The 26,237-nt window shown below is 61.7% G+C and carries 25 protein-coding genes, 3 tRNA genes and 1 pseudogene; 9 read left to right on the plus strand and 20 right to left on the minus strand.

From position 1 onward, the window contains the following. Positions 1-417: 417 nt before the first annotated feature. The 5 genes from atpC to atpH are packed head-to-tail and all read right to left on the minus strand — an operon-like array spanning position 418 to position 5,332. On the minus strand, positions 418-834 hold the full coding sequence (gene atpC / locus HK22_RS05140; protein ID WP_086648568.1) for an ATP synthase F1 subunit epsilon: 417 nt from the start codon (positions 832-834) through the stop codon (positions 418-420). Between the two features lie 4 nt (positions 835-838). Further along, positions 839-2,302, minus strand: a complete 1,464-nt coding sequence (atpD, locus tag HK22_RS05145) for a F0F1 ATP synthase subunit beta (protein WP_062028184.1) — start codon at positions 2,300-2,302, stop codon at positions 839-841. Between the two features lie 22 nt (positions 2,303-2,324). Next, entirely contained in the window at positions 2,325-3,215 is an 891-nt protein-coding gene (locus HK22_RS05150; RefSeq protein ID WP_086648569.1) for a F0F1 ATP synthase subunit gamma, read from the minus strand. 9 nt (positions 3,216-3,224) lie between these two features. Continuing rightward, positions 3,225-4,760, minus strand: a complete 1,536-nt coding sequence (atpA, locus tag HK22_RS05155; RefSeq protein WP_062028188.1) for a F0F1 ATP synthase subunit alpha — start codon at positions 4,758-4,760, stop codon at positions 3,225-3,227. Further along, positions 4,760-5,332, minus strand: coding sequence for an ATP synthase F1 subunit delta (atpH, locus tag HK22_RS05160; protein ID WP_086648570.1), 573 nt, complete (start codon positions 5,330-5,332; stop codon positions 4,760-4,762). The genes atpA and atpH overlap by 1 nt, the downstream gene beginning before the upstream one ends. Positions 5,333-5,683: 351 nt before the next feature. On the opposite strand from atpH, the gene HK22_RS05165 reads away from it, so the two are divergent. Further along, the gene (locus tag HK22_RS05165) at positions 5,684-6,220 is read left to right on the plus strand and encodes a hypothetical protein (RefSeq protein WP_086648571.1); all 537 of its coding nucleotides are present in this window, start codon (positions 5,684-5,686) and stop codon (positions 6,218-6,220) included. Positions 6,221-6,248: 28 nt separating this feature from the next. On the opposite strand, the gene HK22_RS05170 is transcribed toward HK22_RS05165, so the two are convergent. Further along, a tRNA-Gly gene (locus HK22_RS05170) sits at positions 6,249-6,322 on the minus strand. A gap of 171 nt (positions 6,323-6,493) precedes the next feature. Between HK22_RS05170 and HK22_RS05175 the strand changes: the two genes are divergently transcribed. The 3 genes from HK22_RS05175 to nusG all read left to right on the plus strand — a co-directional run bounded on the left by HK22_RS05175 (position 6,494) and on the right by nusG (position 7,427). Beyond that, positions 6,494-6,570, plus strand: a tRNA-Trp gene (locus tag HK22_RS05175). A gap of 62 nt (positions 6,571-6,632) precedes the next feature. Continuing rightward, entirely contained in the window at positions 6,633-6,887 is a 255-nt protein-coding gene (gene secE / locus HK22_RS15185; protein WP_208611655.1) for a preprotein translocase subunit SecE, read from the plus strand. A 9-nt stretch (positions 6,888-6,896) separates the two neighbouring features. Next, positions 6,897-7,427, plus strand: a complete 531-nt coding sequence (gene nusG, locus HK22_RS05185) for a transcription termination/antitermination protein NusG (RefSeq protein ID WP_062028195.1) — start codon at positions 6,897-6,899, stop codon at positions 7,425-7,427. An 83-nt stretch (positions 7,428-7,510) separates the two neighbouring features. On the opposite strand, the gene HK22_RS05190 is transcribed toward nusG, so the two are convergent. From HK22_RS05190 to HK22_RS05210, 5 genes are all read right to left on the minus strand, one after another. Further along, positions 7,511-8,128, minus strand: coding sequence for a membrane integrity-associated transporter subunit PqiC (locus HK22_RS05190; protein WP_086648572.1), 618 nt, complete (start codon positions 8,126-8,128; stop codon positions 7,511-7,513). Positions 8,129-8,131: 3 nt separating this feature from the next. After that, entirely contained in the window at positions 8,132-9,814 is a 1,683-nt protein-coding gene (locus HK22_RS05195; RefSeq protein ID WP_086648573.1) for an intermembrane transport protein PqiB, read from the minus strand. Further along, positions 9,811-11,295, minus strand: coding sequence for a paraquat-inducible protein A (locus HK22_RS05200; RefSeq protein WP_062028201.1), 1,485 nt, complete (start codon positions 11,293-11,295; stop codon positions 9,811-9,813). Before HK22_RS05200 ends, HK22_RS05195 begins: the two co-directional genes overlap by 4 nt. A 243-nt stretch (positions 11,296-11,538) precedes the next feature. Next, positions 11,539-11,614: transfer RNA gene (locus tag HK22_RS05205), tRNA-Thr, on the minus strand. Positions 11,615-11,693: 79 nt separating this feature from the next. After that, positions 11,694-12,620, minus strand: coding sequence for a glyoxylate/hydroxypyruvate reductase A (locus HK22_RS05210; protein ID WP_086648574.1), 927 nt, complete (start codon positions 12,618-12,620; stop codon positions 11,694-11,696). Positions 12,621-12,790: 170 nt separating this feature from the next. Between HK22_RS05210 and HK22_RS05215 the strand changes: the two are divergent. Then, positions 12,791-12,958, plus strand: a pseudogene (locus HK22_RS05215) (plasmid stabilization protein); the annotation flags it as partial. 52 nt (positions 12,959-13,010) lie between these two features. On the opposite strand, the gene HK22_RS05220 reads toward HK22_RS05215, so the two are convergent. Next, entirely contained in the window at positions 13,011-14,243 is a 1,233-nt protein-coding gene (locus tag HK22_RS05220) for an alanine--glyoxylate aminotransferase family protein (protein ID WP_086648575.1), read from the minus strand. After that, entirely contained in the window at positions 14,240-15,475 is a 1,236-nt protein-coding gene (locus HK22_RS05225; protein ID WP_086648576.1) for an allantoate amidohydrolase, read from the minus strand. The genes HK22_RS05220 and HK22_RS05225 overlap by 4 nt, the downstream gene beginning before the upstream one ends. Positions 15,476-15,577: 102 nt before the next feature. Between HK22_RS05225 and HK22_RS05230 the strand changes: the two genes are divergently transcribed. Genes HK22_RS05230 through HK22_RS05240 form a run of 3 tightly spaced genes read left to right on the plus strand, consistent with a single transcriptional unit; the run spans position 15,578 to position 19,321 of the window. Further along, on the plus strand, positions 15,578-16,462 hold the full coding sequence (locus HK22_RS05230) for a LysR family transcriptional regulator (protein ID WP_077804019.1): 885 nt from the start codon (positions 15,578-15,580) through the stop codon (positions 16,460-16,462). 10 nt (positions 16,463-16,472) lie between these two features. Next, the gene (locus HK22_RS05235) at positions 16,473-18,065 is read left to right on the plus strand and encodes a gamma-glutamyltransferase family protein (protein ID WP_198945484.1); all 1,593 of its coding nucleotides are present in this window, start codon (positions 16,473-16,475) and stop codon (positions 18,063-18,065) included. Beyond that, a complete protein-coding gene (locus tag HK22_RS05240; protein ID WP_086648577.1) occupies positions 18,059-19,321 on the plus strand; it encodes a cation:dicarboxylate symporter family transporter in 1,263 nt (420 codons plus the stop codon). Before HK22_RS05235 ends, HK22_RS05240 begins: the two co-directional genes overlap by 7 nt. 1 nt (position 19,322) lies before the next feature. Here HK22_RS05240 and HK22_RS05245 read toward each other — a convergent pair whose 3' ends face one another. The 3 genes from HK22_RS05245 to HK22_RS05255 are packed head-to-tail and all read right to left on the minus strand — an operon-like array spanning position 19,323 to position 21,852. Next, positions 19,323-20,657, minus strand: coding sequence for an AtzE family amidohydrolase (locus HK22_RS05245; RefSeq protein ID WP_062108356.1), 1,335 nt, complete (start codon positions 20,655-20,657; stop codon positions 19,323-19,325). After that, positions 20,654-20,836: a DUF4089 domain-containing protein gene (locus tag HK22_RS05250; RefSeq protein WP_228125549.1), complete on the minus strand. Its 183-nt coding sequence runs from the start codon at positions 20,834-20,836 to the stop codon at positions 20,654-20,656. Before HK22_RS05250 ends, HK22_RS05245 begins: the two co-directional genes overlap by 4 nt. A gap of 53 nt (positions 20,837-20,889) precedes the next feature. Then, the gene (locus tag HK22_RS05255) at positions 20,890-21,852 is read right to left on the minus strand and encodes a GDP-mannose 4,6-dehydratase (protein ID WP_233142420.1); all 963 of its coding nucleotides are present in this window, start codon (positions 21,850-21,852) and stop codon (positions 20,890-20,892) included. Between the two features lie 243 nt (positions 21,853-22,095). Between HK22_RS05255 and flgH the strand changes: the two genes are divergently transcribed. Beyond that, on the plus strand, positions 22,096-22,842 hold the full coding sequence (gene flgH / locus HK22_RS05265; RefSeq protein WP_086648626.1) for a flagellar basal body L-ring protein FlgH: 747 nt from the start codon (positions 22,096-22,098) through the stop codon (positions 22,840-22,842). Positions 22,843-22,896: 54 nt separating this feature from the next. Here the strand turns inward: flgH and HK22_RS05270 are convergent, their stop codons facing one another. The 4 genes from HK22_RS05270 to HK22_RS05285 form a co-directional block, all read right to left on the minus strand. Continuing rightward, the gene (locus HK22_RS05270; protein ID WP_062108358.1) at positions 22,897-24,138 is read right to left on the minus strand and encodes a lipopolysaccharide assembly protein LapB; all 1,242 of its coding nucleotides are present in this window, start codon (positions 24,136-24,138) and stop codon (positions 22,897-22,899) included. A 3-nt stretch (positions 24,139-24,141) separates the two neighbouring features. Further along, the gene (locus HK22_RS05275) at positions 24,142-24,576 is read right to left on the minus strand and encodes a biopolymer transporter ExbD (RefSeq protein WP_062028219.1); all 435 of its coding nucleotides are present in this window, start codon (positions 24,574-24,576) and stop codon (positions 24,142-24,144) included. 72 nt (positions 24,577-24,648) lie between these two features. Then, the gene (locus tag HK22_RS05280) at positions 24,649-25,074 is read right to left on the minus strand and encodes a biopolymer transporter ExbD (RefSeq protein ID WP_062028222.1); all 426 of its coding nucleotides are present in this window, start codon (positions 25,072-25,074) and stop codon (positions 24,649-24,651) included. Positions 25,075-25,078: 4 nt separating this feature from the next. Further along, on the minus strand, positions 25,079-26,185 hold the full coding sequence (locus HK22_RS05285; protein ID WP_082780146.1) for a MotA/TolQ/ExbB proton channel family protein: 1,107 nt from the start codon (positions 26,183-26,185) through the stop codon (positions 25,079-25,081). Positions 26,186-26,237: the final 52 nt, after the last annotated feature.

The following is a 26,237-nucleotide window of genomic DNA, read 5'->3' on the forward strand; positions in this document are numbered from 1 at the left end:
CCCCATTATCCATTAAAAATCCGAAATAATAAAAACCCGAAAAAAGCGCCTTTCGGGCGCTTTTTTGGTCATTTTCTTTGAATTACCCAGTTTGGCGCCCGTTCAACATCTGTCGGGGCCCCGAGGTGCGTCCTATCGCGTCTTACGCCTTGCATAGCGTTGTTGGGGAGAAAGCCTTTTCCCGCCTGCGGGATAGCCCTCAGGCAAAGTTACCAGATTTCTGAGGATAGGCAGCCAGTTCCCCACCTTCCAAGAACTCCTATACACGGCCAGATAATATGCTTGATGGTTGGGCACGGAGTCATTTCAGGCATGGGGGCAAGCCTGCGAAAGAAAAGCCCTGGAGAAATGGCAAAGAAAAACCCGCTTCACCTTACGATGAAGCGGGTTTTTGCAAACCTGATCTGAAAAGACCGTTCAGGCCGGGCCATGTTCCTGAACAGCTTCCAGTTCAGCGCGAACCGATTGCAGTTCACGGCTGATCTGATCGTGCATGTCCACGTCGTTCGGACCGATTTCGGCCCATCGGCTTTCCAGATCCCGCAGACGGCTCTTGGCCTCATCCACGGACAGCTCACTCATGAGCTGTGCGGAATCGGCCAGAATGGTGCAGTGATCAGCGCCCATATCGGCAAAACCGCCCGTCACGAAGTAACGGTCAACGATCTTGTCACCCTGATAAAGGGCCACAACGCCGCCCCGCAGCTGAAGCATCAGCGGTGCGCGGTCCGGCATGGCTGCAATATCGCCTTCCATGCCCGGGACCACGGCCATGTCGACGTCACGTTCGACAAGGCGCTTTTCCGGGCTGACGATCTCGATGCGAAGCGGCATCGGATCAGGCCTCCTGCTTCATCTTCTCGGCCTTCGCAACGGCCTCGTCGATGTCACCGACCATGTAGAAGGCGCCTTCCGGCAGGTGATCGTACTCGCCAGCCACAACAGCCTTGAAGGAACGGATCGTATCTTCAAGCGACACCAGCTTGCCTGGTGCGCCCGTGAAGACTTCGGCCACGTGGAAAGGCTGGGACAGGAAGCGCTGGATGCGACGGGCGCGACCAACGATCTTCTTGTCGTCTTCGGAGAGTTCGTCCATGCCAAGGATCGCAATGATGTCCTGCAGGCCCTTGTAGGTCTGGAGCGTCTGCTGAACCTGGCGCGCGACCTGATAGTGTTCTTCACCAACGATCTTCGGATCGAGCGAACGGGATGTCGAATCCAGCGGATCGACAGCCGGATAGATGCCCATTTCCGCGATCGAACGGTTCAGAACCGTCGTTGCATCAAGATGCGCGAAGGTCGCGGCAGGCGCCGGATCGGTCAGATCGTCAGCCGGGACATATACGGCCTGAACGGACGTGATGGAGCCCTTCTTCGTGGACGTAATACGCTCCTGCAGGGCGCCCATCTCGGTGGCCAGCGTCGGCTGGTAACCCACTGCGGAGGGGATACGGCCCAGAAGTGCGGAGACTTCGGAACCGGCCTGCGTGAAGCGGAAGATGTTGTCCACGAAGAACAGGACGTCCTGACCTTCTTCATCACGGAAGTATTCTGCAAGCGACAGGCCCGTCAGGGCGACGCGCGAACGGGCTCCCGGCGGCTCGTTCATCTGGCCATAGACCAGCGCAACCTTGGACCCCTCGGTCGAGCCATCTTCAGCGATCTTGATGACGCCTGCGTCCTGCATTTCGAAATACAGGTCGTTACCTTCACGCGTACGCTCACCAACACCGGCGAAGACGGACACGCCGCCATGGGCTTTCGCGATGTTGTTGATGAGTTCCTGAATGATGACCGTCTTGCCGACGCCGGCGCCACCGAACAGGCCGATCTTACCACCCTTGAGGTACGGGCAAAGCAGATCGACGACCTTGATGCCGGTCACGAGGATTTCGGACGCAGCGGCCTGGTCTTCGAAAGCCGGGGCCGGACGGTGGATCGGGAAGCGCAGTTCGCTGCTGATCGGGCCGCGCTCGTCGATGGGCTCACCAACGACGTTCAGGATACGGCCAAGCGTTGCCGGGCCAACCGGAACCATGATCTGCGTGCCCGTGTCACGGACTTCAGCGCCACGGACCAGACCGTCGGTCGTGTCCATGGCGATGCAGCGGACCTGGCGCTCGCCGATTTCCTGCGCAACTTCCAGAACCAGCGTATGATCGCCGTTCTGGACGTGCAGGGCGTTCAGGATGAAGGGAAGATCGCCTTCGAACTGCACGTCCACGACGGGGCCGCGCACCTGGGTGACGCGGCCGACCACGTTGTTGGCAGCTCCGGCAGAAGGGGTAAGGGTTTCGGACATCGGATTCGTCTCCTGCGTGATCTCAAACGGCTTCTGCGCCGGAGATGATTTCGATCAGATCGTTGGTGATGTTGGCCTGACGCGTACGGTTGTACTTCTGCGACAGACGGTCGATGGCTTTGCTGGCGTTACGGCTGGCATTGTCCATCGCGGTCATGCGCGCGCCCTGCTCGCCAGCAGCACTTTCCAGCAGGGCCGAGAAGATCTGGACCTGAAGGTTGCGCGGCAGAAGCTGCGTCAGAAGCGTCGTCTCATCCGGCTCGAATTCATACTGGGCCGTGTCGGCATCCGGAGTGGCATTGTCGTTCTCGGGAACCGCGAGCGGAACCAGAGGCGCCTGTACCGGCACCTGCGTCATGGCATTGAGGAAGCGGTTATAGACCAGCGTGCAGCGGTCGATCTCATCCGCTTCCAGCATGGTGACGATCCGGCTTCCGATATCGGCAGCCTTGTCGAACCCGACATCCTTGCCTTCGGTTCCGGCCAGACGGTCAACGACCATGTCCGGATAGTGACGCACGAGGATATCTGCCCCCTTGCGACCGACCGGCAGGATGCGAACCGTCTTGCCTTCCGATACCAAGGTATCGACCAGCTGACGGGCACTGCGGACAATATTGGCGTTGAAGCCGCCGGCAAGGCCACGGTCAGAGGTCAGCACCACCACGAGATGGGTCCGGTCCTTGCCCGTTCCCGCGAGAAGGCGCGGCAGGCTTGTCGCGTCCTCACCACGGGTCGCCGTCGCCAGCTCTGCCATCATGCGACGCATGGCGTCAGCATAGGGGCGAGCCGCTTCGGCCTGCATCTGGGCGCGTCGCAGCTTGGAGGCTGCAACCATTTTCATCGCGTTCGTGATCTTGCGCGTCGATTTGACGCCCGTGATCCGTCCACGCAGTTCCTTCAGCGAAGCCATGGGCTATCCTCAGGCCGAAAAGCGCTTGCCGAATGCTTCGAGCAGCTCCTTGAGCTTGCCTTCCGTCTCCGGCTTGATCTGGCGGTCATTGCGAATGGCCGTCAGGATGTCAGAGCCCGCACCGCGCAGCTCGGACAGGAGAGCGGCTTCGTAGGCCACAACCTTGTCCACGGCGATCGGATCAACGTAGCCACGCGTACCGGCATAAAGAACAACAACCTGCTCTTCGACGGGCAGCGGGGACGTCTCGGGCTGCTTCAGCAGCTCGACCAGACGGGCACCACGATCAAGCTGCTTGCGGGTTGCGGCGTCCAGGTCGGAAGCAAACTGCGAGAATGCAGCCATTTCACGATACTGTGCCAGCTCCAGCTTGATCTTGCCGGCAACCTGCTTCATCGCCTTGATCTGGGCTGCGGAACCCACGCGGGACACCGAACCACCGACGTTCACGGCCGGGCGGATACCCTTGTAGAACAGATCCGTCTCAAGGAAGATCTGACCGTCGGTGATGGAGATCACGTTGGTCGGGATGTAGGCAGCCGTATCGCCAGCCTGTGTCTCAATGACCGGCAGGGCCGTCAGAGAGCCGCCACCATTGGCGTCGGACATCTTGGCCGCACGCTCCAGAAGACGGGAGTGCAGGTAGAACACGTCACCCGGGAACGCTTCACGCGCCGGCGGACGACGCAGCAGCAGGGACATCTGACGGTACGCCACAGCCTGCTTGGACAGATCGTCGTAGCAGACAAGAGCGTGCATGCCGTTGTCACGGAAGTACTCACCCATGGCGCAGGCCGTGTACGGTGCGAGATACTGCATCGGAGCCGCATCGGAGGCCGTAGCGGCAACAACGATGGAGTATTCCATCGCGCCATGCTCGGTCAGCGTGCGGACCAGGTTGGCCACCGTGGAACGCTTCTGACCGATGGCGACGTAGATGCAGTACAGGGACTTCTTCGGGTCACCTTCGGCATTGACCGGCTTCTGGGCGACGATGGTGTCGATCAGGATCGCGGTCTTGCCCGTCTGGCGGTCACCGATGATCAGCTCACGCTGGCCACGTCCGATGGGAACGAGAGCGTCGATGGCCTTGATGCCCGTCTGCATCGGCTCGCTGACCGACTGGCGCGGCATGATGCCCGGAGCTTTCACTTCGGCGCGGCGGTATTCAACGTCCGTCAGCGGGCCACGGCCGTCGATCGGGTTACCCAGACCGTCAACCACGCGTCCGAGCAGGCCCTTGCCGACCGGAACTTCAACCACGGACTTCGTACGCAGGACGGTGTCGCCCTCGCGGATGCCGTCGCCGTCGCCGAACAGAACCACACCGACATTGTCGGCTTCGAGGTTCAGAGCCATGCCCTTGAGGCCGGTTCCTTCGAACTCGACCATTTCACCGGCCATGACGTTGTTCAGGCCGTAGACACGGGCGATGCCGTCGCCGATGGACAGGACCGTTCCCGTTTCGGAAACGGTCTCGACCTGGTCGAAAGACGCGATCTGCTGCTTGAGGATGTCCGAAATCTCGGCGGGACGGATATCCATCACGCGGCTCCCTTCATGGCGTTCTGCAGGCGGGTCAGGCGCCCGGCGATCGAAGTATCAAAGAGTGTGGAACCGATCCGTACGGTCATGCCACCAAGGAGGGCAGCGTCCGTATGTTCGGTCATGGACACGCGGCTGTAGCCGGCTTCGGCCAGTCGGGCCTGAAGCTGGCTGCGCTGCGTGTCGTTAAGAGGCTGTGCGGAGCGGACTTCGGCCACGACTTCGCCACGCAGGGCGGAATCAAGCGCCAGAACACCGTCCAGAATGGATGCAAGATCAGGCAGGCGACGGTTTTCGGCGATGACGCCGACGAACCGGCGCAGGACGTCTCCAAAGCCGAGCTTCGACATCAGGACATTCGAAACCGTCTGACCCTGGCGGATGTCCATCCGGGCGTCAGCCAGGAATTTCCGCAGGTCGTCGCTTTCGGAAATGGCGGTACGCAGCGCCTTCACTTCACCCAGAACATCGGGAAGATTTCCCTGCTCCGAAGCAAGATCATAAAGCGCACGGGCGTAGCGCTGGGCCAAGCCCCCTGTCTGTCCAACCTGCGGCACCTGTGTCACCGTCACACGCGTGTTCCGTCTCACTAAATCCGCCGCAGAGTGCGGCCGGAACCGGCTTATCCGGTTCCTTGCATCAAAACTGTCCGGACCGGGCATACACGTCCCTGCGCAGGATTCGTCTGAAACCCGGTCCTCCACTTGGCGCCGCCTCTAGCACGCTGTCCCAGCCCTGCGCAACCAAGAGGATCGCAAATAGGCCTGTCAGACATGAGGATCGTGGCCCGGGTTTGCGTTTTATGCGCCCGAACTGGCATGACGGGCGTTTCACGGCAGCTTTCCGGATAATTTTCGTCCGACCCGCGGCCTCTCCGCGAAAACCCGCGACACAAAACCCCAATACGAAACAACGGAGATTCGATGTCCATCCAGAAGCGCTTTTTTCTCCTGCTCAGCGCCCTGTCGGTTTCCGCGCTGGACACAGCGGCCCACGCGGCTCCCATCGAAGACAAACCTTCCTTTCCCACCATCTCCTACTGGGACAACTGGACCGATCCGCAGGGCACCACGCATCTGACCAAGTGCAAGATGTCGACCTTCCATGAAGACTCGATCACACCAGGTGGTGACAAAATCATGTTCAGCAGCCCCCATGACGGGCCGGCGAGCGTGACGCTGCGCGTTCAGCCTCCGCACTGGAAAGGGGGGTGGAACGAAAGCCATCAGGTCCAGTGGATCGTGCCGCTTTCGGGGATCTATTTCGTCAAGGCCATGGACGGAACCAGCGTCGAGCTGAATCCGGGCGACATCCTGCTCAGCGAGGACGTGGCGCCGATCGCTCACGGTTCCGACCCCAAGGGTCATCTGTCAGGAAATGTCGGCGACGCAGCCGTAGCGCTTCAGGTTCTCCAGTTCGGAGATGCCGCGCCATCTCATATTCCCTGCCAGTGGCAGTGAAATAGAAAAGCTGGATTTTAAGGAAATCTGGAGCGGGCGAAGGGAATCGAACCCTCCTAAGAAGCTTGGAAGGCTACTGCATTACCACTATGCTACGCCCGCCCTGATTGGGAGTGTCCTTACTCCATCTCCTGCCGAACCCGCAAGAGGGGAAAATCCAAAATGGAAATTCCACAACAAAGATCTTCAGGGCACTTGACTTTTAGTCCTGAACATTCTCTTTTGCGGCCACTGTCGCTGGCATGACGTTCGCAAGACGCCCTGCACGACGATAGGGGTGTAGCTCAATTGGCTAGAGCGCCGGTCTCCAAAACCGGAGGTTGAGAGTTCGAGACCCTCCGCCCCTGCCACTCCTTCTCGCCGGATGTCCCCCCCGACACCGGGAGCGGGACTTTCACTTGATTCGAGGACGATGGTGTCGGTCAGTACCCCGAAAGACGAGTCGCGGAAGACAGCGCCTCAAAAGAACGGATCCGGCTTCAATCTGGTCGCTTACGTCCGTGACGTCCGCGCCGAAGCGAAGCGCGTCACGTGGCCGACCCGTCGCAACACCCTGATCACGTCAGGTGCCGTGCTGGTCATGGTAACCGTGACCTGCATCTTCTTCTTCATCGTGGACCAGCTGATCGGCCTTGGCGTCCGCGGACTTTTTGGCGTCGGAGGCTAGGTTCGCACCATGGCGAAGCGTTGGTATGTTGTTCACGTCTATTCCGGATTCGAGAAAAAGATCGCGAGTCACATTCAGGAACAGGCGGCACAGAAGGGCCTTTCGGACCATTTCGAACAGATCCTTGTCCCTTCCGAAGACGTGACGGAAATGCGCCGCGGCCGTAAGGTCAATGCGGAGCGCAAGTTCTTTCCGGGTTATGTCCTCGTTAAGATGGAACTGACGGACGAAGCCTGGCATCTCGTCAAGGACACTCCCAAGGTCACGGGCTTCCTCGGAACCCGCAACCGTCCGACCCCCATTACGGCTGCTGAAGCCGACCGGATCATGAAGCAGGCACAGGAAGGCGTCGAACGCCCCCGTTCGAGCCTTTCTTTCGAGATTGGCGAGCAGATCCGCGTTGCCGATGGTCCGTTCACGTCCTTCACCGGCATGATCGAGGATGTCGACGACGAACGTCAGCGCCTCAAGGTCAGCGTTTCCATCTTCGGTCGCTCGACCCCTGTGGACCTCGACTTCACGCAGGTTGAGAAGCTCTGACGCTTTTCTTCCTGCCGGTTCTTCCAACAAAAAAGGCTCCCATTCCGGGAGCCTTTTTTGTTTGTGACTTCTGCTAAGCCTCGTCAGTTCGTGAGGGGGGGCGGAAGGAGACGCAGCTTTTCGGCGGCCTGATCGGCAATCGCAGCTACCCCCTGACTGAGGGTCGCAGTCAGCTTTGTCGTGCTGGATGCCACGACGTCCTGCGACTGCCAGACAACAGGCGATGTCAGCACAGGACCAATCATCTTCCCCGCCGGATGAACCGACAGCGTACCCGTCACGAGAGCATGGCCTGCCGAATCGGCTTCGAAATTACGAAGGGTCAGCTCGACATAGGCTGACGGCGTCGTGCTCACCGCGTCATTCTCGGCAAAAACAGTCGTACCCGGCAGGCGCTGGGCCAAATCACCCGTCAGCGTGTGACCCACCATGTCCGGAAGCGCCTCGCTCCAGCTTGTGCCGGTTGCGAGCCGCGTCTGGTAATCCGAATTAGCCCTTACGATCGTGTCGCGATCGAGCCGTGCGCTGACAACGGGCGTCCGGACCTCGACTACGACAGGACCGCCTGCCTGTGCCACTCCGGGCATGGGCGCCAGCGTATAGAGCGTCGGATCGCTGCTGCAGGCCGTGAGAAAGCCCGTCATTCCCAGAGCACCCATCAGGGACAGGAGACGAAGGCGGGGCATCGAAGACTGTGTCATGGCTCAGTTCCTGCGGCCGGTGATGAGAGCGGAGGGATGGTGGTCCAGATAATCCGTGAGGAAGCGCAGGGAGCGCGACATCTGGGTCAACTGGACGATCATGCCCTGGAGGCTGCGGTGGAAATCCGTGTCGCCGCCATAAGACCCCAGAACCGATTGCGCACTGTTCATCGTACTCTGAAGGCTCTTCATCAGTTCCGGCAGGTTCTGGTTGGCGGTTTTCGTCAGTCTGTTCAGGTTCTGGAGCGAATCGCGCAGAGCCGCGAGGGACTGCGTGACTTCAGGACTGTTCAGACGGCCATCCGCATGCGCCAGAAGATCGTTCACGTGCCCACCGATTTCGGTCAGCGGCATTGCCGCGATCTTGTCGGTGATGGTGGAGACGGATTCCATGATCCCGTCCATGCCGCCAGCCTGGCTTGGGAGAACGGCGACATCGCCTTCATAGGTCAGAGTGGTGACGGGCGCGCTCTTGACGAATTGCAGGGCAATCATTGATTCGCCCGTCAGGAAGCTGGCACTCTGGACCGAGGCGCGCATCCCTTCGGCCACGAAAGCCTGAAGATATTTCTCAACCGGCGCATCCCTGCTGTTCTCAACCCGCTCATCCCAGTTCGACAGCATACGCTCGGGCTCAAGCTCCATATCCACGCGGACACGAGGCAGCTTCGTCGGCCCCTGAAGGAGGAGACGGACATCCGTGACGGTGCCAATCTGAAGACCGAACATCGTCACCTGACTGCCGTTCGTCAGACCTTTGACGGAGGAGTTGATGTAGGTCACGACCCGCAGCCGCTTGTGATATCGGGCGTTATCGGCATCGGCCTCGCTGGCATAGAGCTTGAAGACGGAATTGGCAGGAGCATTGGGCACGTCGATGGCAAGGCGCTGCTCGGGCAGACCAAAGGCAATGCCGCCGGAGAACAGGGCCTGAAGCGATTTGAGCTGGACCTTCAGCCCTCCCGCACCAAGACCGACCTGAACGCCCGAGACGTTCCAGAAACGGCTGTCTGTCCGCAGATAGTGATCGTAAGGCGCCTTGACGAAAGCCTGAATGACGATCGGCCCTCTGCCACCCGGCGGCATCGTGTAGCCGAGCACCTCACCCACCTGAAGATCGCGGAAGAAGACCGGCGAGCCCGGGCCGAGCGAGCCCAGTGAGGGAGACACCAGCCAAAACGTCTCGCCCGGCTGGTCCGAACGGACGCCGGGCGGCGATTCCAGTCCCTTGAAGAATTTCTGGTAGTGGCCGTCATCCGTCCCTGGATCCAGAGCGATATAGGCTCCCGAGAACAGCGTATCGAGGCCGGTGATGCTGGCGCCGTTGATGCGCGGGCGCACAACCCAGAAACGGGTGTGGTCGGTGAGGATATGGGCGCTGTTGGCGTTCATCTGCACCGTCACGTCAACATGTTTCATGTCGTCGCTCAGGGTGATGTCCTGCACAGTGCCAAGCGTCACGGCCTTGTTTTTCACCTGCGTCTGGCCAGGTGTAAGGCCATCCGCCGTTTCAAACGTGATGGTGATTTCGGGACCACGCGTGGCGAAATGCTCCCACGCCAGCCATCCGGCGATGAGAATGGCCACCACGGGAATCAGCAGAATGAGAGAGAAACGGGTGCGGCGCACCGGGGCTTCCTTGGGCGAGACCGGCTGCTCCCCCCGGTTGTTTCGGGAATCGCTCACGCGCGTTCAGGCTCCATGTCGTTTGGGTCAGAAGAAGGCAGTTGCGGAACAGGCGCGGTCGGAGACTCTGTCTCAGGGGGCGTCCCATCCGCCAGAGGAGGTGCGACCACGCCATTGAGACCGGCTGCATCCCACATGCTGCGGGGATCAAAAAGCTCTGCCGCGAAAATGGTCAGGATCACGACCAGAGCAAAGCATACCATCCCCGGATCGGCCGTGACATTGGCCAGAAAACCGAAATGCACGACGGCAACGAGGATGGAAATCATGAAGACGTCGATCATCGACCAGCGGCCGATGATGACGACGAGCCGGTAAAGCTTCGAGAGATTGCGCAGGTGCCAGCGGGAACCGAGCCGGGTGCCTATGATCATGATGGTCAGGGCAACGATCTTGAGGACCGGCACGGTGATACTGGCAAAAAGCACCAGAAGGGAAAGCGGGATCATTCCCGCCTGCCACAACTCGATCACACCGCTGATGATGGTGCTGGGGGCTCCCTGCCCCACCTTGGTATAGGTCATGACCGGCAGGAGATTGGCCGGCAGGTAGAACACGACACCTGCCACCAGAAGACAGGTGGCCGAGATGAGGCTCTGTGGTTTGCGGCGGCGCAGGATCTGTCCGCATCGCGGGCAGTCACCCATGTCCTGCTCCTGCGGCACGGCATGATCGAAGGCCAGCACCAGATCACAGGCATGGCAGGAGAGCATGTTTTCCACGGGCGGAACAACGCCGTTGCGGGCATCCAGATGCGCGACATCCAGACGGTGTCCGTGATGGCCTTCAAGCGTAGGGCGGATGTCGCGGCTGCGCCAGATCCGCTCGGCATCGAACGTGGAATCCACGGCGGCCATGCTGAGCATCAGACCACCCAGAAGGTAAACACCAGGCTGAAGGATGACGAGCGCAAGGTCAACGAGCTTGGTGTAAGCCACGAGCACGCCGAGGACATAGACTTCCACCATCGACCAGCCACGCAGGCGGTCGTACCAGGTGAGAAGACGCGGGGTCCAGTCCGGCATCTGCGGACGGGAGGCTCCATACAGGATGGCCGCCATCAGGGCGATGATGACGCCGGGCATCAGGACTGTCACCAGACCAACGAGAACGCCAATCATGCCGTACCCCTGATGCCCGAGTTCGATCGGACCGCTCATGAGGGAGACGGTATTTTCGCGCCCATAGACATTCAGCGTCATGAGAGAGCTGATGAGAAGAGTGGCGTAAAGCGCGGCTGATGTGATGCAGAAGGCGGCCGGGGCGCCGATCAGGGATGTCTTGCGACGGCGCGCAAGCTGGCAACCGCAGCGCAGACACTCCGCCAGATGACCAGGCTTGAGGCGCGGAACATGCTGGAAAAGGCCGCAGGTCGGGCATTCACGCAGGCCTTCCACCGCGTGGATGGAGGCGTGGGGCTCCTGACTGCGGGAGAAGCTGACGGCATTGCGCCACAGCCGTTTATGGAAACGGTCAGACATCGGGCTCCTAACCTAGCGCAGGGAGCCGTCTTTTGACAGTCTGCCCTCCTCCGGGCAGTCCTCTGCATCGGGAAATCGACACTTACCGTAATCCCATCGCAGGCGGATTGCCCATAAGGAAGCCGATCGTATCGGCAATATTTTGAAAAAATGTGAAGATCCGGGTTCGGAACATCAAAATTCCGGCCCCGTCCTGAATATGGACAGTGGACTTTGCGATCCGGAATTTTGAGAAGACCTTGATGGTGCCGGTGAAGAGATTCGAACTCCCGACCCCATCATTACGAATGACGTGCTCTACCAGCTGAGCTACACCGGCGCACCCATCAAGGTGGCCGCGTTCTAACCGAGCCCTTCGGGGTTGGCAAGCCGGAAAATGCAAAAACCGGCCCGCATCTTCAGTAACCGTGTCCTGTGTCGATGACGCCGGTCATGGACTCGCCGGCTTCGTAGCGGCGCAGATTGGCCAGAACGACCTCGGCCGCACTGTCCGACTGTGCGGCGCTGGCGATATGCGGTGTCAGGAAAATGCGGGAATGATCCCAGAACGGGTGTTCGGCGGGCAACGGTTCGGGCGTGGCGACATCGAGAACCGCTTGTGACAGCTGACCACTGTCGAGAGCCGGGATCAGATCGTCCTGCACCAGATGGCCGCCGCGTCCGCAGTTGATGATGCACGCGCCTTTCGGCAGTTTTTCGAACAGGTTGCTGTTGAGGATGCCGCGTGTAGCTTCCGTAAGCGGGACAAGGCAGACCAGAATGTCGGTCTGCGCCAGAAACTCGTCCAGCTCCGCTTCTCCGGCAAAGGATGTCACGCCCGCGACCTCCCGGCGGCTGCGGCTCCAGCCCCGGCAGTCATATCCGAGGGCGACGAGCTTCTCCAGAACGGGGCTGCCCAGTTCTCCCATTCCCATGACACCGACGCGATAGAGCCTCGCAGGCCGGTTGTGCGAACCGTTCCAGACATGCTCACGCTGCTGCCGGGCATAGCGGAACATGTCACGGTGGCAGGAGAAAACCGCCCACAGGACATATTCGATCATGCCCTCAACCAGACTGTTCTCCACCATGCGGATGATCTGCACACCGGGGGGAATATTGGCCAGGTTAAGCTGGTCGATTCCCGCGCCCAGCGAAAACAAAACCTCGAGATTGGGAAAAAGCGTGGCGAGATCGTCCGGCGTCTTCCACGCCACGAGATAGCGGACATCCTCTTTCGGGCCGGTTTCAGGCCAGACATGAAACGGCATGTCCGGTCGGGCGCTGGCGAACTTCTCTCGCCAGATGGCGGCGCGTTCGGGCGTTTGATGGAAGACGAGCGACATTCTGCGTGTTCTCCGACCGGAAATATGTCCGGAGATGGTCGCGCCATGCGGGATTCGGATCAAGCCCGCTCCCCTGCCCTCACACCTGTTTGTGTAGGGACACAGAACCGGGGAACGCGTGCCGGGTTCGGGCGTAGAGAAGGCCGGATCTCATGCAGGAGGGCAGGATCATGCCTCGTGGGGACAAGTCAGCCTATACCGACAAACAGAAACGCAAAGCGGAGCATATCGAGGAGAGCTACGAAAAGCGCGGCATCTCCGAAAAGGAAGCGGAGCGCCGCGCCTGGGCCACGGTCAACAAGGACGACGGCGGCGGAAAGAAAAGTGGTTCAGGCCGGAAGAATCATCCGAAATAGAGCTTCCGGATAGAGTTTCCGGCCCGAAAATTGCTCAGGCCGCGTCCCAGGCAGCACGGGCGGCATCCACGCCCGCACCACGATTCAGCGTCACGCCTTCGCCGGCCAGAACAGAATCGAGCGCGGCCAGCGTGAGAAGCACCTTGTCCTTGCGGGCGTTGAGACCCATTGCCCCGATGCGCCAGATTTTCCCGGTCAGCGGTCCGAAGGACGAGACGATTTCGATGCCGAAATCGTCTCGCATCAGTTCGCGGATGCGGGCATTGTCCACGCCGTCCGGCACCCAGACGCCAGTGACGTTGCTCATGCGGGTGGTGTCGTCACCATAGACCTTCAGCCCCATGGCCCGCAGCCCGGCGACCATGGCGTGCCCTGCCCTGACATGACGCGCGACGCGCGCCTCCACGCCCTCTTCCACGACCAGACGCGCCGTCTCGCGCGCGGCGTAGAGCATGGAGGTCGCTTCGGTATGATGGTTCATCCGGGCCGGAGACCAGTAGTTCATCAGCATCGCCAGATCGAAATAATTCGACTGGATGACCGGCCCCTCACCCTGAGGCTGACCGGTGGCAATCCCCGCTTCGTCGTGACGGCGCCTGAGAATGGCGGCGACGGCACGATCCGACAGCGTGATCGGCGCGGAACCCGGAGGGCCATTCAGGCATTTCTGAAGTCCTGCCGTAGCGACGTCGATATTCCAGGCGTCGGTCTCGAACGTCATGCCGCCGAGGGTGGCAGTGGCATCCACATAAAACAGCACGTCATGTTTGCGGCAGATCCGGCCGATCTCTTCGAGCGGCTGGGCAGTGGTGGTGGACGTGTCACCATGCACGCAGGCGACCAGACCCGGCTTGTGTTCGATGATGGCGGCTTCGATGCGGGCCGGATCGACAACTTCCCCCCACTCCACATCCACCGTGCACGGAATGCCGCCACAGCGATGGACGATTTCCGTCAGCAGCAGGCCGAAGCGGCCAAAACGCGGAATGACGACCTTCATGCCCGGCGAAACCAGCGACACCAGAGCGGCTTCGATGGCCGACCGGGCCGAGCCGTTCACGAGCAGCGTCCAGTGGTTCTTCGTGCGGAAGACCTCGCGGTACAGGGCCATGACCTCGTCCATATAGGCGGTCATTTCCGGATCCATCTGCCCGATCACGTCATAGGACATGGCGCGCAGGATGCGCGGATGGACGTTGGTTGGCCCCGCCCCCATCAGCAGGCGGGAAGGCGGGTCGAGTTGTGCGTAAGGTGAGGGCTGGCTCATGACTGGAACTCCTTGACGAAGGCAAGCAGGGCGCGGTGGGCGAGCTCGACGTCTCCCACACGAACAGTTTCATCGGGGTGATGGCTGAGGCCGCCGGGGCTGCGAATGAACAGCATGCCCATCGGACACAGATCGACCATGGCCATGGCATCATGCCCCGCACCGCTGAGAACGCGCTGGGCCGGACAGCCGGTCACGGTCGTCACGGCCCGGGACAGGCCCTCCACAAGTTCGGGCGCGCAGGCAGCGGCAGGCAGGACCTGCGGCGTGTCGAACGTGATGCCGACACCACGGCTGGCGGCGATGGCATGCAGATCCGCGCGGATGGCCTCCACCATCGCATCCCGAGCCGCGTCGGTTTCAGCCCGCATGTCGAGCGAGAAGCGAACTTCGCCGGGGATGACGTTCGATGTATTGGGCACGACCTCAACCTGACCGACCGTGGCGACCTGCGTGCCCCCTCCGGACCGGCCATTACGTTCAACGGCGAGGATCATTTCGGCCACCGCCGTCAGGGCGTCCTGACGCATGGTCATGGGCGTCGTACCCGCATGGTCGGACTGGCCGGTGACGGTCACCCGGTGGCGGGTCTGGGCGGCAATGGCGGTGACGACGCCAATTTCTCCGTCCACGCTCTCGATCGTCGGGCCCTGTTCGATATGAGGCTCAATATAAGCGATCAACTCATCCGGGCGGCGAACGGCTTCACTCAGGCGGGCGGGGTCGAGACCATAACGGATCATGGCTTCGGCCATGGTCACGCCGGACGAATCCGTCATGCCTTCGGGAATGGAGCCGATCAGCCCGGCCATGGCGCGGGAGCAGATCATGGGGGCGGCAAAACGGGACCCCTCTTCATCCCCGAACCCCATGACTTCGATGGCGAATGGCAGGCGAATGCCCTCTTCCTTCAGGGCGGAAACAAGCTCGATCCCCAGCATGACGCCCAGATTGCCATCAAACGCGCCGCCATTGCGTACGGTATCGAGATGCGAGCCGATCATCAGGGCCGGAGCGTCGGGCACGAGCCCCTCGTAGCGTCCGACAAGGCTGCCGGCAGCATCCAGACGGGTACCCAGACCGGCCTCTTCCATCCATTCTGCGACCTGTGTGAGGGTGCGCTGATAGGCAGGGCCGAGCCAGAATCGGAACAGACTGCCCGGCGTCTCGCTGAAAGGACCATCCGCGAGAATACGGCACCGCTCTACGGCGCGGGCTCCGTGGGCTGTCATGGGGGCTCCTGTCCGGGGTGATAGGTCAAGCGGGGGAACTTTGCGCTCATAACGGAATCAGATCAAGTTGACCTGCCAATAAATATGGTCCCACATATTGGCATGAAAGATCAGATGCATCTCGATCCGTTCCATCTGCAATCCTTTCTCGCCGTCGCGGAGACGCTGCATTTCACGTCAGCCGCGCAGAGCCAGGGGGTGAGCCAGTCCACCATCAGCCAGCATGTCAGCCGGCTGGAGGAGCAGCTTGGCACGCGCCTGCTGGCCCGCAGCACCAAAAGCGTGCGTCTGACCGAAGACGGCATGGCGCTGATCGGTCTGGCCCGGCAGCTTCTGCAGTGCGAGGACAGCATCCTGTCCCGCTTCCGGCAGGAAGCGCCGCGCGGGACGATCCGGCTGGGTGTGACGGAAGACCTGCTCCTGACGCGCTTTCCCGAAATTCTCGGCACATTCCGCGCCTCCCACCCCTCCCTCCAGATCACGCTGACCGTGGGGCTGTCGGCTCATCTGGCGCATCTTCTGGAACAGGGGGAGCTGGATGTCTGGTGCGGAATGCGGCGCACGACCGAAACACGCGGCCAGAAACTCTGGACCGAAGACATGCGCTGGTATGCCCCCGCCGGTACCGAATTTCCGGCCGAACAGTCCATTCCGCTCGTCACATTTCCCGATGGCAGCGTAACGCGCAGACTGGCGATCGAGACGCTCAACAAGAGCGGAAGGGCATGGCATCTGGCCTTTACCAGCGGCAGCCTCGGGGCGCTTCTGGCCGCTGTCCGGGCGGGATATGGCGTCACCCCGCAGCCTGCGTTTCTGCGAAACGTGGAACATCTGCCGCATTGCGCCCCGGGCCTTCTGCCGGACATGCCTCAGGTGGAATTCATCGCCTCCACCCGCCATCAGACCGCGCAGGGCCCCGAAGACCTGCTGATCCGGACGCTGTGCGCGCATGTCCCGCGCCTTCAGCCCGAACTCCTCCCAGTTTAAGGACGAAACCATGCTCACACCCAACGCTCTTAGCGGAATGGTGACGTCGCCCCACCATCTGGCCAGTCAGGCGGGGCTGGATGTTCTGCGCGAAGGCGGCACGGCCATCGAGGCCGTGGTCGCCACGGCATCCACGCTGGCCGTCGTGTATCCGCACATGACGGGGCTGGGCGGCGATGCGTTCTGGCTGATCTGCCATCCGGACGGCCGCACCGTGGCGATTGACGCCTGCGGAGCGCTGGCGATGGGTGCCGAACACGCGATCTATACCGAAGCCGGGCACACCGTCATTCCCTGGCGCGGCGGCCTTGCAGCCAATACGGTGGCGGGCACGGTTTCGGGCTGGGAAACCGCGCTGGAACTGAGCGCCGAACTGCGCGACCCCCTGCCGCTGGACCGTCTGCTCCGCGACGCCATCCATTACGCCGAACATGGCCGCGTGGTTTCCGAAAGCGAAGGCGCCCTGCTCGCGCAGAAACAGGACGAACTGATGTCGGACCCGACACTGGCGCGGATCTGCTTCCCTGAAGGCAAACCCTGGACGGCAGGAAGCATCCGCAAATCGCCGGAACTGGCCCAGACGCTGCGGATGCTCAACCGGGACGGCTTGCGGAGCTTCTATAACGGCCCGCTCGCCCGCAGTCTGGCGGCGGATCTGGCGGCGGCGGGCAGCCCGGTCCGGTCGCTGGATCTTCTGGCCCATCGGACGGAGGTCAAGGAACCGCTTCAGGCCCAGACGAGTGACGGCACCCTCTACAACACCGCGCCTCCCACACAGGGCGTGGCGTCACTCCTGATCCTCGCCCTGTCGGATCATCTGAGCCGCGACGACGGACCGGAGAGCTTTTCGCACATCCACGGACTGGTCGAGGCGACCAAACAGGCATTTCTCTATCGCAACCATTACACGGATGGCAGCGAACATTCCGAGGCGCTGGCGCGGAGCCTGCTCGCCGATCCGGCACGGCTGGAGGCGATGACCGCCCGGATTTCCATGACCCATGCCATGCCCTGGACGGAACAGACGCAGTGGGGCGACACGACCTGGATGGGCGCGATCGACCGCAATGGCGTGGCCGTCAGCATGATCCAGAGCCTGTATTTCGAGTTCGGCTCCGGCGTGATGCTGCCGCAGAGCGGATTGTTCTGGCAGAATCGCGGCTCGTCTTTCCGTCTGGCCCATTCGGGCTGGAACATCCTGCGACCCGGCGCCAAGCCGTTTCATACGCTCAATCCGGCCGCGGCCCGGCTCCGCGACGGACGCACGATGGTTTACGGCACCATGGGCGGCGAAGGGCAGCCCCAGACACAGGCGGCGGTCTTCAGCCGTCACGTCCGCCACGGCGTTCCGCTTCAGGAGGCCATCCGCCGACCCCGCTGGCTGCTCGGACGAACATGGGGGGAAGAGAGCCTGTCGCTCAAGGTGGAGCCCGGCTTCAGCCCGGATGTGATGTCGCAGCTTGAAACGGCCGGGCACGTCGTCGAGGCGCTTGAAGAACAGTCCATCATCATGGGTCACGCCGGTGCGCTCGTCCGTCATGAGAACGGACGGCTCGAAGGTGCGACCGACCCCCGGAGCGACGGAGCTGTTGCAGCATGGTAAAGTATTTTGCGGAAAGCCTGTTCGCACAGGTCGTGCTGGCGACGGTTCTGGGCCTTGGCGCCGGGCTGTTCTGCCCTTTCCTTGCGGATGACGTGGGCTGGATGACAGCGCTGTTCATGCGCCTCATCATCATGGCGGTCGGACCGCTGCTGTTCTGTATCGTCACGCTCGGCATTCTGGGCGCGGGCTCCCTGAAGACGGTAGGGCGTCTTGGCGGATGCGCGATGCTCTATTTCGAACTCATGACCACCGTGGCGCTTGTCGTGGCGGTCGTGGTGGCGATGGGGCTGGGAATCGGACAGGGCGTGGGCTTCGTTCCCACCGCGAGCGACGCCCGGATGATCGCGTCCTATGGCGGCCATGCCCAGAACCTGCGCGCGGAAGGCTTCAGCGGCTTCCTGCTCTCGCTCGTCCCGCACACCCCGGCCGAAGCCTTTGCGCAGGGCAATGTGCTTCAGATCCTTGTTTTCGCGATTCTTGTCGGATGCTGCCTGAGCGGCATGGGAGACCGGGGCCTGCCGCTGGTCCGGCTGATCGAAAGCGTGTCTGACCTGTTTTCACGCATGATGGGCCTTATCATCCGCGTGGCTCCGCTGGGCGTCTTCGGAGCAATGGTGACGACCACGGCACGATATGGCCTCGGAACAATCGGCCATCTGGCCGGATTTACGATCCTGTATTTCCTGCTGGTCGGCGCATTTGTCGTCTGCGCGCTCGGGGGAGCCCTTCGGATCGCAGGTGTAAACCCGCTGCGATTTGCACGATATTTCCGTGAAGAACTGCTGATTGTCGCCACGACTACAGCGTCCGATTCGGTTCTGCCCAGCCTCATGACCAAGCTCGAAAAGCTGGGCGTCGAACGTCAGGTCGTCGGAATTGTGGTGCCTGCGGGCTATTCGCTCAATCTGGATGCGCTGTCGATCTATCTGGGCCTGTCCGTCATTTTTCTGGCCAATGCCACCGGGACGCATCTGACGGTCTGGCAGATCGCAACCCTGCTGGTGACGGCACTGATCACGTCCAAGGGCGCCCACGGAATTCCGGGCTTTGCGATCGTTGTTCTGGCGGCGACGCTGGCCAGCGTTCCCTCCATTCCACCCGGCAGTCTGGTCATGCTGCTGGCCGTGGACTGGTTTGTGGGGATCGCCCGGGCTGTAGGCAATTTCGCCGGTAACTGCGTGGCCCCGGTCCTGATCGCCGCGTGGGAAAAACGCCTCGACCATGCCGCCATGGCCGAGGCGCTGAAACAGCCCTGAGTCAGACCAGACGCGCTTCGGCCAGCCCGTCCGTTTCCAGCTTTTCCGCCAACGCAAAAAGCTGGTCCTCGCGCCCCGGACGCGCGATGAGCTGCGCGCCGAGCGGCAGGCCCGGAACCGCCATCGGAACCGTCAGAACCGGGAAACCAGCCAGCGTCAGCGGCTGCGTATACAGTCCCAGATTGGCGCGGGCGGAGACCATCCTGCCACCGATCTCGATTTCGGGCTGATCGAAGCGCGGCGCTTCCCCGACAAGCGCCGGAGCCAGCAGGATGTCGGTCTTTGCAAACGCCTCATGCATCCGGTCCCGGAACCAGTGCCGCAGGCGATGGGCCTGAAAAACGAGCGTGGAGGGCAGAAGCGCACCGGCCAGAAGGCGGTCGCGCACAGCGGGATCGTATTCCGCGGCCCGCGTCCGCAGCCGCCCGAGATGCTGCCCTGCCCCTTCGGACGCACTGATGACAAAAGCTGCTGCCCGGGCCCGCGCCACCTCCGGCAGTTCGACCACATCCGTCGCCCCCAGCGCCATCGAGAGCCTGTCGATGGCCGTCTGCATCGGAGGAGACATGTTTTCACCGAACCAGCCGCCAAGCCGGGCAATCCGCAGGCTGTCCGCTTCCACAGCCGGAAGCGCCTTTGCGCTGAGGGCCTCAAAACAGGCTTTCAGCCCGCCTGCACTGTCCGCAAAGGGGCCGACCGTATCGAGACTCGGCACGAACGGGTAACTGCCTTCGGTCGACAGGAGCCCCTGCGTCGCCCGAAGGCCCCAGATACCGCAAAGCGAGGACGGAACACGGATTGAGCCATTCGTATCGGACCCCAGCCCGATGGAAAACAGCCGCGCCGCCACACCCGCCGCCGAACCACCCGAGGAGCCTCCCGCCAGGCGGTCCGGCGCATGAGGATTGCGGGTATTGCCGTAATGCGCATTGATCGTGGCGAACCCGTAGGCGAATTCGTCCATGTTCGTCAGGGCAACGGGGATGGCCCCGGCCGCGATCATATGCGCGACCAGAACCGCATCCTGCGTGGCGGGCGGATCATTGGCGAGGACCCTGGACCCCGCCGTCGTGATCTCTCCACGGACATCGAACAGATCCTTGATGCCGAAAGGCACACCCGCGAGCGGTCCGGGGTCCTGCCCCTGAAGCACCAGACGGTCCACCCGTTCGGCAGCCTCCAGCGCACGCTGCATCAGAAGGCGCGTGACGCAGCCATAGGCCCCATCCCGGCTTTCGATATCGGCCAGAACCTTCAGCGCGAGTTCACGGGCGGAAATCTCGCCCTTGCGAACGCTGGCGGCGAGCGCGACGCTGCGCTGCTGAAGGCCGCTCATGGCTCGTACCGGAATGCGGGCTCGAGGCGATCAGGCAGTTCCAGCCCTTCGATCAGCGCACCATAACTGCGCAGAAGATCCAGATTGCTGCGCACGCCTGCATGGAACTCGACCGGAATGACCAGCCCGTTCGCAGTGGCGAGCACCGCGATTTCAGTGTCATGGGGATCTGTCATCATACGAACTCCGGTTTTGCGAAGAAAATGAGAGGTGCCGATTACGCCGCAGGGTTTCAGACCGTGATACGATACCGCCAGTCATTGAGAACCGTAACCAGCGTCTCGCTCCAGGCAATCCGCGTGGACCAGCCCAGTGCCTCACGTGCCGCTGCCGGATTGCCCTGCATGGACGCAAGACCGGACGGTGACGCAAGAGCCGGATCCACCCTGAGCGTGGCCGAAACACCCGCAACGTCCAGAAGATCCTCCGCTATCGAACGGACGGTCCGCGTCACGCCGGAGCAGATATTCAGAACGGTGCCATTTGGCAGCGGACGAGGCGGAACGAGCGCACTGATACAGGCGTCGCAGGCATCACGCACATCGGTGATGTCAAACCCGGCATCCGGTTGGCCAACGGTAATGACCGGCGCCTGCTGGCCGGCCTCGATCCGCGCAACCTGTGCCGCAAGAAACGGTAGAATCGCCCCTTCATCCTGCCCCGTTCCGGCCTGTGTGAAAGAGCGCAGACGCACGCCGTGCAACCCTTCCTGACTCAGATTGCCAATCGCCAGGTCCGCAGCTGCCTTGCTGGACGCATAGGCATTGACCGGCGCGATAACGGCCGTTTCATCGAGCGGCTGCCCTGACGAAAAACTCGCGCCGTAGATCTCGGCGGTCGAGACGAACACAAAACTGGCCTGCGGGGCATAAGTCTCGAAGGTCTCGGCCAGAACGAGCGTCCCGTCCAGATTGACGGTCCAGGCGTCATCCGTTCCAGCCTCGGCGCGCGCAACCGAAGAGACGGCCGCCAGATGCAGACAGGCATCGGGTTTTTCGCTGCGGACAAAACGTTCGACCGCAGCCCGGTCCCGGATATCCATGGGATCTTCCAGCAGCACATGCCCAGGCAGACGGTCCTGAAGCCGGGCTTTGAGGTGTTGCCCGACAAATCCCTGCCCACCCGTCAGCAGAATCCGCAACCCCATGTCAGGAGCCATGAGCGAACGAACGACCCGCAACAGAAAAGACAGCAACAGTCGGCATGGGGTATTCTCCCGGCAGAATGGCCCAGACTGGCCGAATGTCATCCCAGACCGGACTCTTTTCGGCCACATCCGCGAACAGGGCAAGGCCGCATCGGAAGCAGGGCCCGTCTGGCGGACGATCAGCGTCCATCAAGCCTTTTCAAGGTACGGCAAGCCGGGCGTCTTAACAGGTTTTTTACCGTTATCGTGTTTGCTGGGGATCATACGGAACTGACGGATCTCAACTTTCCCATGCGGCATCCTCTTCGACATTCTGTGCACACTCTGGGGCTTCTTGGCCTTTTACCGGTCCTGTCAGCCTGCAATTCGCTCGCCCAGATGTCCGAAATCGGGCGCCCCCCCCGCATGACATCCATCACCAATCCGACGCTGGCTGCCTCGTATCGGCCGGTCAGCATGCCGATGCCCGCTCTTCAGCCTCCTCCCGACGAGGCAGCCAGCCTGTGGCGATCCGGCAGCAAGGCCTTCTTCAAGGATCAGCGCGCCTCCCAGGTCGGGGATCTGGTCACGATCATCGTGGACATTACCGACAATGCGGCCTTCAACAACGGAACAACGGCCGACAGGGCCGCTGACGAAAAGTTCGGCATTCCCAACCTGTTCGGCATCAAGGGCAAGATCATCAGTTCGATCACCGGTGCGGACAGCCTGAATACGGCCAGCAGCAGCGATTCCAGTGCAACTGGCAAGATCACCCGCAACGAAACTGTTACCCTGCGTCTGGCCGGGACCATCACCCAGGTCCTGCCCAACGGCAATTTTGTCGTGATGGGAAAACAGGAAGTCCGGGTCAACAGCGAGCTTCGGGAACTGGGCGTGAGCGGCATTGTCCGTCCGCAGGACATCACCGCCGACAATACCGTCACGCATGACCGGATGGCCGAAGCACGGATCTCCTACGGTGGACGCGGAACCCTCACGCAGCTTCAGACACCCCGCTACGGACAGCAGTTCATGGACACGGTCCTGCCGTTCTGAACAAAAAAAAAGCCGGGGAAGAACCCCGGCTTTTTTATAGTCGAAAAGAACGCCTTACTTGGCAGGCCGCGACAGCAGCAGCGACCAGAGTTCAGCCACATCACGGGCCGGTCCGTTTCCGGAAACGGACTCAAAGGTCTTGATGGCTTCGGCCTTCTGGCCGCCGTCCATCTGCGCCATTCCGTATTCGACCTGAGCCAGATCGGGATAGCGCGGATTCTTTGCCAGACCGGTCTTCATCAGGGCCAGACCCGCATCAACCTGTCCGTTCAGAACCTGATTGTAGCCAGCGGTCAGAGCCGGTCCTGCATTCGGCGCAGAGGCGGCCTGCGTAGCAGCAGCAGCAAGCTGGCTCCGGCTCGTCGCAGCCTGCTGCGCAACGAAGGCGTGGAATTTCGCATCAGCGGCTGCGGTCGGACCGTTGCCGAGCGAGTGATTCGCATAGCCCTGATTCAGCAGGTTCAGCGCAAGCTGGGGCAGACCCATCTGCACCGCACGCTCCGCCATGTCCTGATAATCAGACGGATCCTTCAGCACACCGGTCACCAGACGCAGACGCTCGACATAGAAGATGAGCGGCGGCGAAAGGTTCGGATTCGCGACCAGATCATGGATCAGCATCGACCAGTAATCAGGCTTCGAATAATACTTGGCCAGCAGAACATAAGCATGCGTCTTGGCATCCGCATCCTTCAGGTTCGTGTAGGCCGTCGCCAGCATCTGAAGCTGGTTTTCGGCCGGCACCTTGCCAGCCTTGATCGTGGCATCAACCTGTTCCTGCGCGGCTTTGGCCGTGCCTTTCCAGTCCTGCTGCAGATAGTAGCACTGGATCAGCATGGTCTGCATGCGCGGGTCGGCGCCGTATTCCTTCAGATAACGCTCGGTCGCCGGAATGGCGCGGGCGTACTGCTTGGCGCTGTAGGCCATGGTGGCCTGTGCCATCAGCATCTGCCCCTTCGCAGCCTTCGGCGTACGCGAGCTATTGATCAGAACGTCATAGGCCTTGATCGCGGCGTCCGTGTTCCCGGACTGTGCAGCGATCGCGGCGCGCATCTGGGCCGTGGTGTAGGCTTCGTAATCGGTCTTGCCCTTGACCGCGTCCGCGGCGTCGACGGCTTCCATGGCCTTGGCATAGTTCTTGGATGCCAGAGCACTCTGGGCCTGCTGCAGATCCTTGCCAACGGCCTGACCGAGGACATCATCGGCGTGGGCGGAGCCGGCAAGTGCGGCAATACCAAAGACACCGGCCAGCAGAAGATTACGGGCGCTCAGACGGCGGTAAAGGGACAAAGACACGAATTACTGTCCTTCCATGAACTGATCCAGACCGACAATTCCCAGCTTGGTCATGCCGAGACGCTGTGCATCCGCCATAACATGCGCCACGGTCTTGTAGTCCGCAAGACGATCCGGGTGGATATGCATTTCAGGCTGGTCCGGCAGTGCTGCTGCGGCCTGAAAATGAGCCTGGAGAGAAGCCTCTGACGTAATCGGCTCGTTGTTCCAGGAAATGCTGTTGTCGTAGCCGATGCTGACGGTCACGAGTTTGGGTTGTTCGGTCGATGGGGGAGGATTGCCCTGAGGCAGATCGATCGCCACCGAGTGTGTCTGAAGCGGAATGGTGATGATCAGCATGATCAGCAGCACCAGCATCACGTCGATCAACGGCGTGGTGTTGATATCGACAATGCCTTCGTCTTCGTGCGTGCTGTCAGATCCGACGCTCATGCCCATGACGGCGGTTCTCCAAAAAGGTGACGTGAAAGCTTTGTCGGGCCGTCCTGTCCGGAACGGCCCGACACGACCTCAGTTCGAGTGAGGCTGCTCGGTAATGAAGTCCACGTGGGCGATGCCAGCTTCCTGGCAGGTCGCGACCACCTGGCCGACTGCCAGATACTTGGCAGCCTGATCACCGCGGATCTGGATCTGCGGCTGGGGCTTCTGCTTTGCCACCTCAACGAGACGGTTCAGCAGGTCAGTGTGGTTCGCAACCGGCGTCGTGTCCCAGAACACCTGGCCGTTTGAATTTACTGCCAGAACGATGTTGCCCTTCCTGGTCTGGGTAGGCGTATTCGCATCGACCGGCAGCTTGACCTTCACCGAGTGTGTGGCGACCGGGATGGTGATCAGAAAGATGATCAGCAACACCAGCATGACGTCGACGAGGGGGGTGGTGTTGATTGCCGACACCACCTCGTCGTCACCGCCGCCTCCTCCGACGTTCATTCCCATAGGATCAGATCCGCTCGCTGGTGGTGATGGTGGTCGGAACAGCCATGCTGCCCTGTTCCGGGCTGACGCCGTGACGGAAGCCGCCGATCAGAACGGACTGGATGTCGGCCGCGAAGTTGCGGACGCGATCCATGGCACCCTTGTTGCGGCGAACGAGCAGATTGTAACCCAGCACGGCCGGGACAGCGGTGGCAAGACCGATGGCCGTCATGATGAGGGATTCACCAACCGGGCCTGCAACCTTGTCGATGGACGCCTGACCAGAGATGCCGATGGCCGTCAGAGCGTGATAGATACCCCAGACCGTACCGAACAGACCGACGAACGGCGACGTGGAACCCACCGTACCGAGGAAGGCGAGACCGCCCTGCATACGGGTGTTGATGGTGTCGACCGAGCGCGAGATGGACATTTCGGTCCAGGACGGCAGGTCGATCGAGTCACGCATGGACCCTTCGTGATGCTCGGCGGCAACGATGCCCGTCTCAGCGATATAGCGGAACGGAGAAGACGCCTTCAGGGATGCAGCACCCTGCTGAACGGACGGCTTGGTCCAGAACTCGCGGGCAGCTTCCTTGGAGGCGGCGAACAGACGGCCCTGCTCCAGGAATTTCATGACCATGATGATCCAGGTGCCAGCGGACATGATCACCATGATGATCAGAACGCCACGGGCAATCGCGTCACCATTGGCCCACAGAGCGCCGAGGCCATACGGGTTGCCCTGCGGAGCAGGAGCTTCGGGCGTCGCGGTTGCGCTCTCGCCCGGCGTTGCAGCCGCTGCGGGGGACTGGTCGGCCGGAGCCGTTGCCGGAGCGGCGCTGTCGGTCGGAGCGGTGGCGGGAGCAGCAGGAGCGCCCGCATCGTTCGGAGCGGCAGCAGCCGGGGCGCCGGCCGGATCGGCGGACGTCGTCGGGGTTGCCGGATTGGCGGAGGGGTCAACCGGAGCCGCTGCGGGAGCGCTCTGGTCGGCAGGAGCCGGCTGGGCGAAAGCGACGGCCGGTGCAACTGCACCGGAAGCCAGGGCCAGCGTCAGAGCCAGTGCGCTGGCCCGGACGGCACGCGCCTTCGTCGGAACGGCAAGGGCAGGAAGGCGGAACAGTCTGGTCATGAACTCCATATCCTCGTTATCGATGCCCGTTTCCGGAGCTTTTAGTGGGGTG

The organism is Gluconobacter sp. DsW_056 (assembly GCF_002153595.1).
Taxonomy (GTDB): domain Bacteria; phylum Pseudomonadota; class Alphaproteobacteria; order Acetobacterales; family Acetobacteraceae; genus Gluconobacter; species Gluconobacter albidus.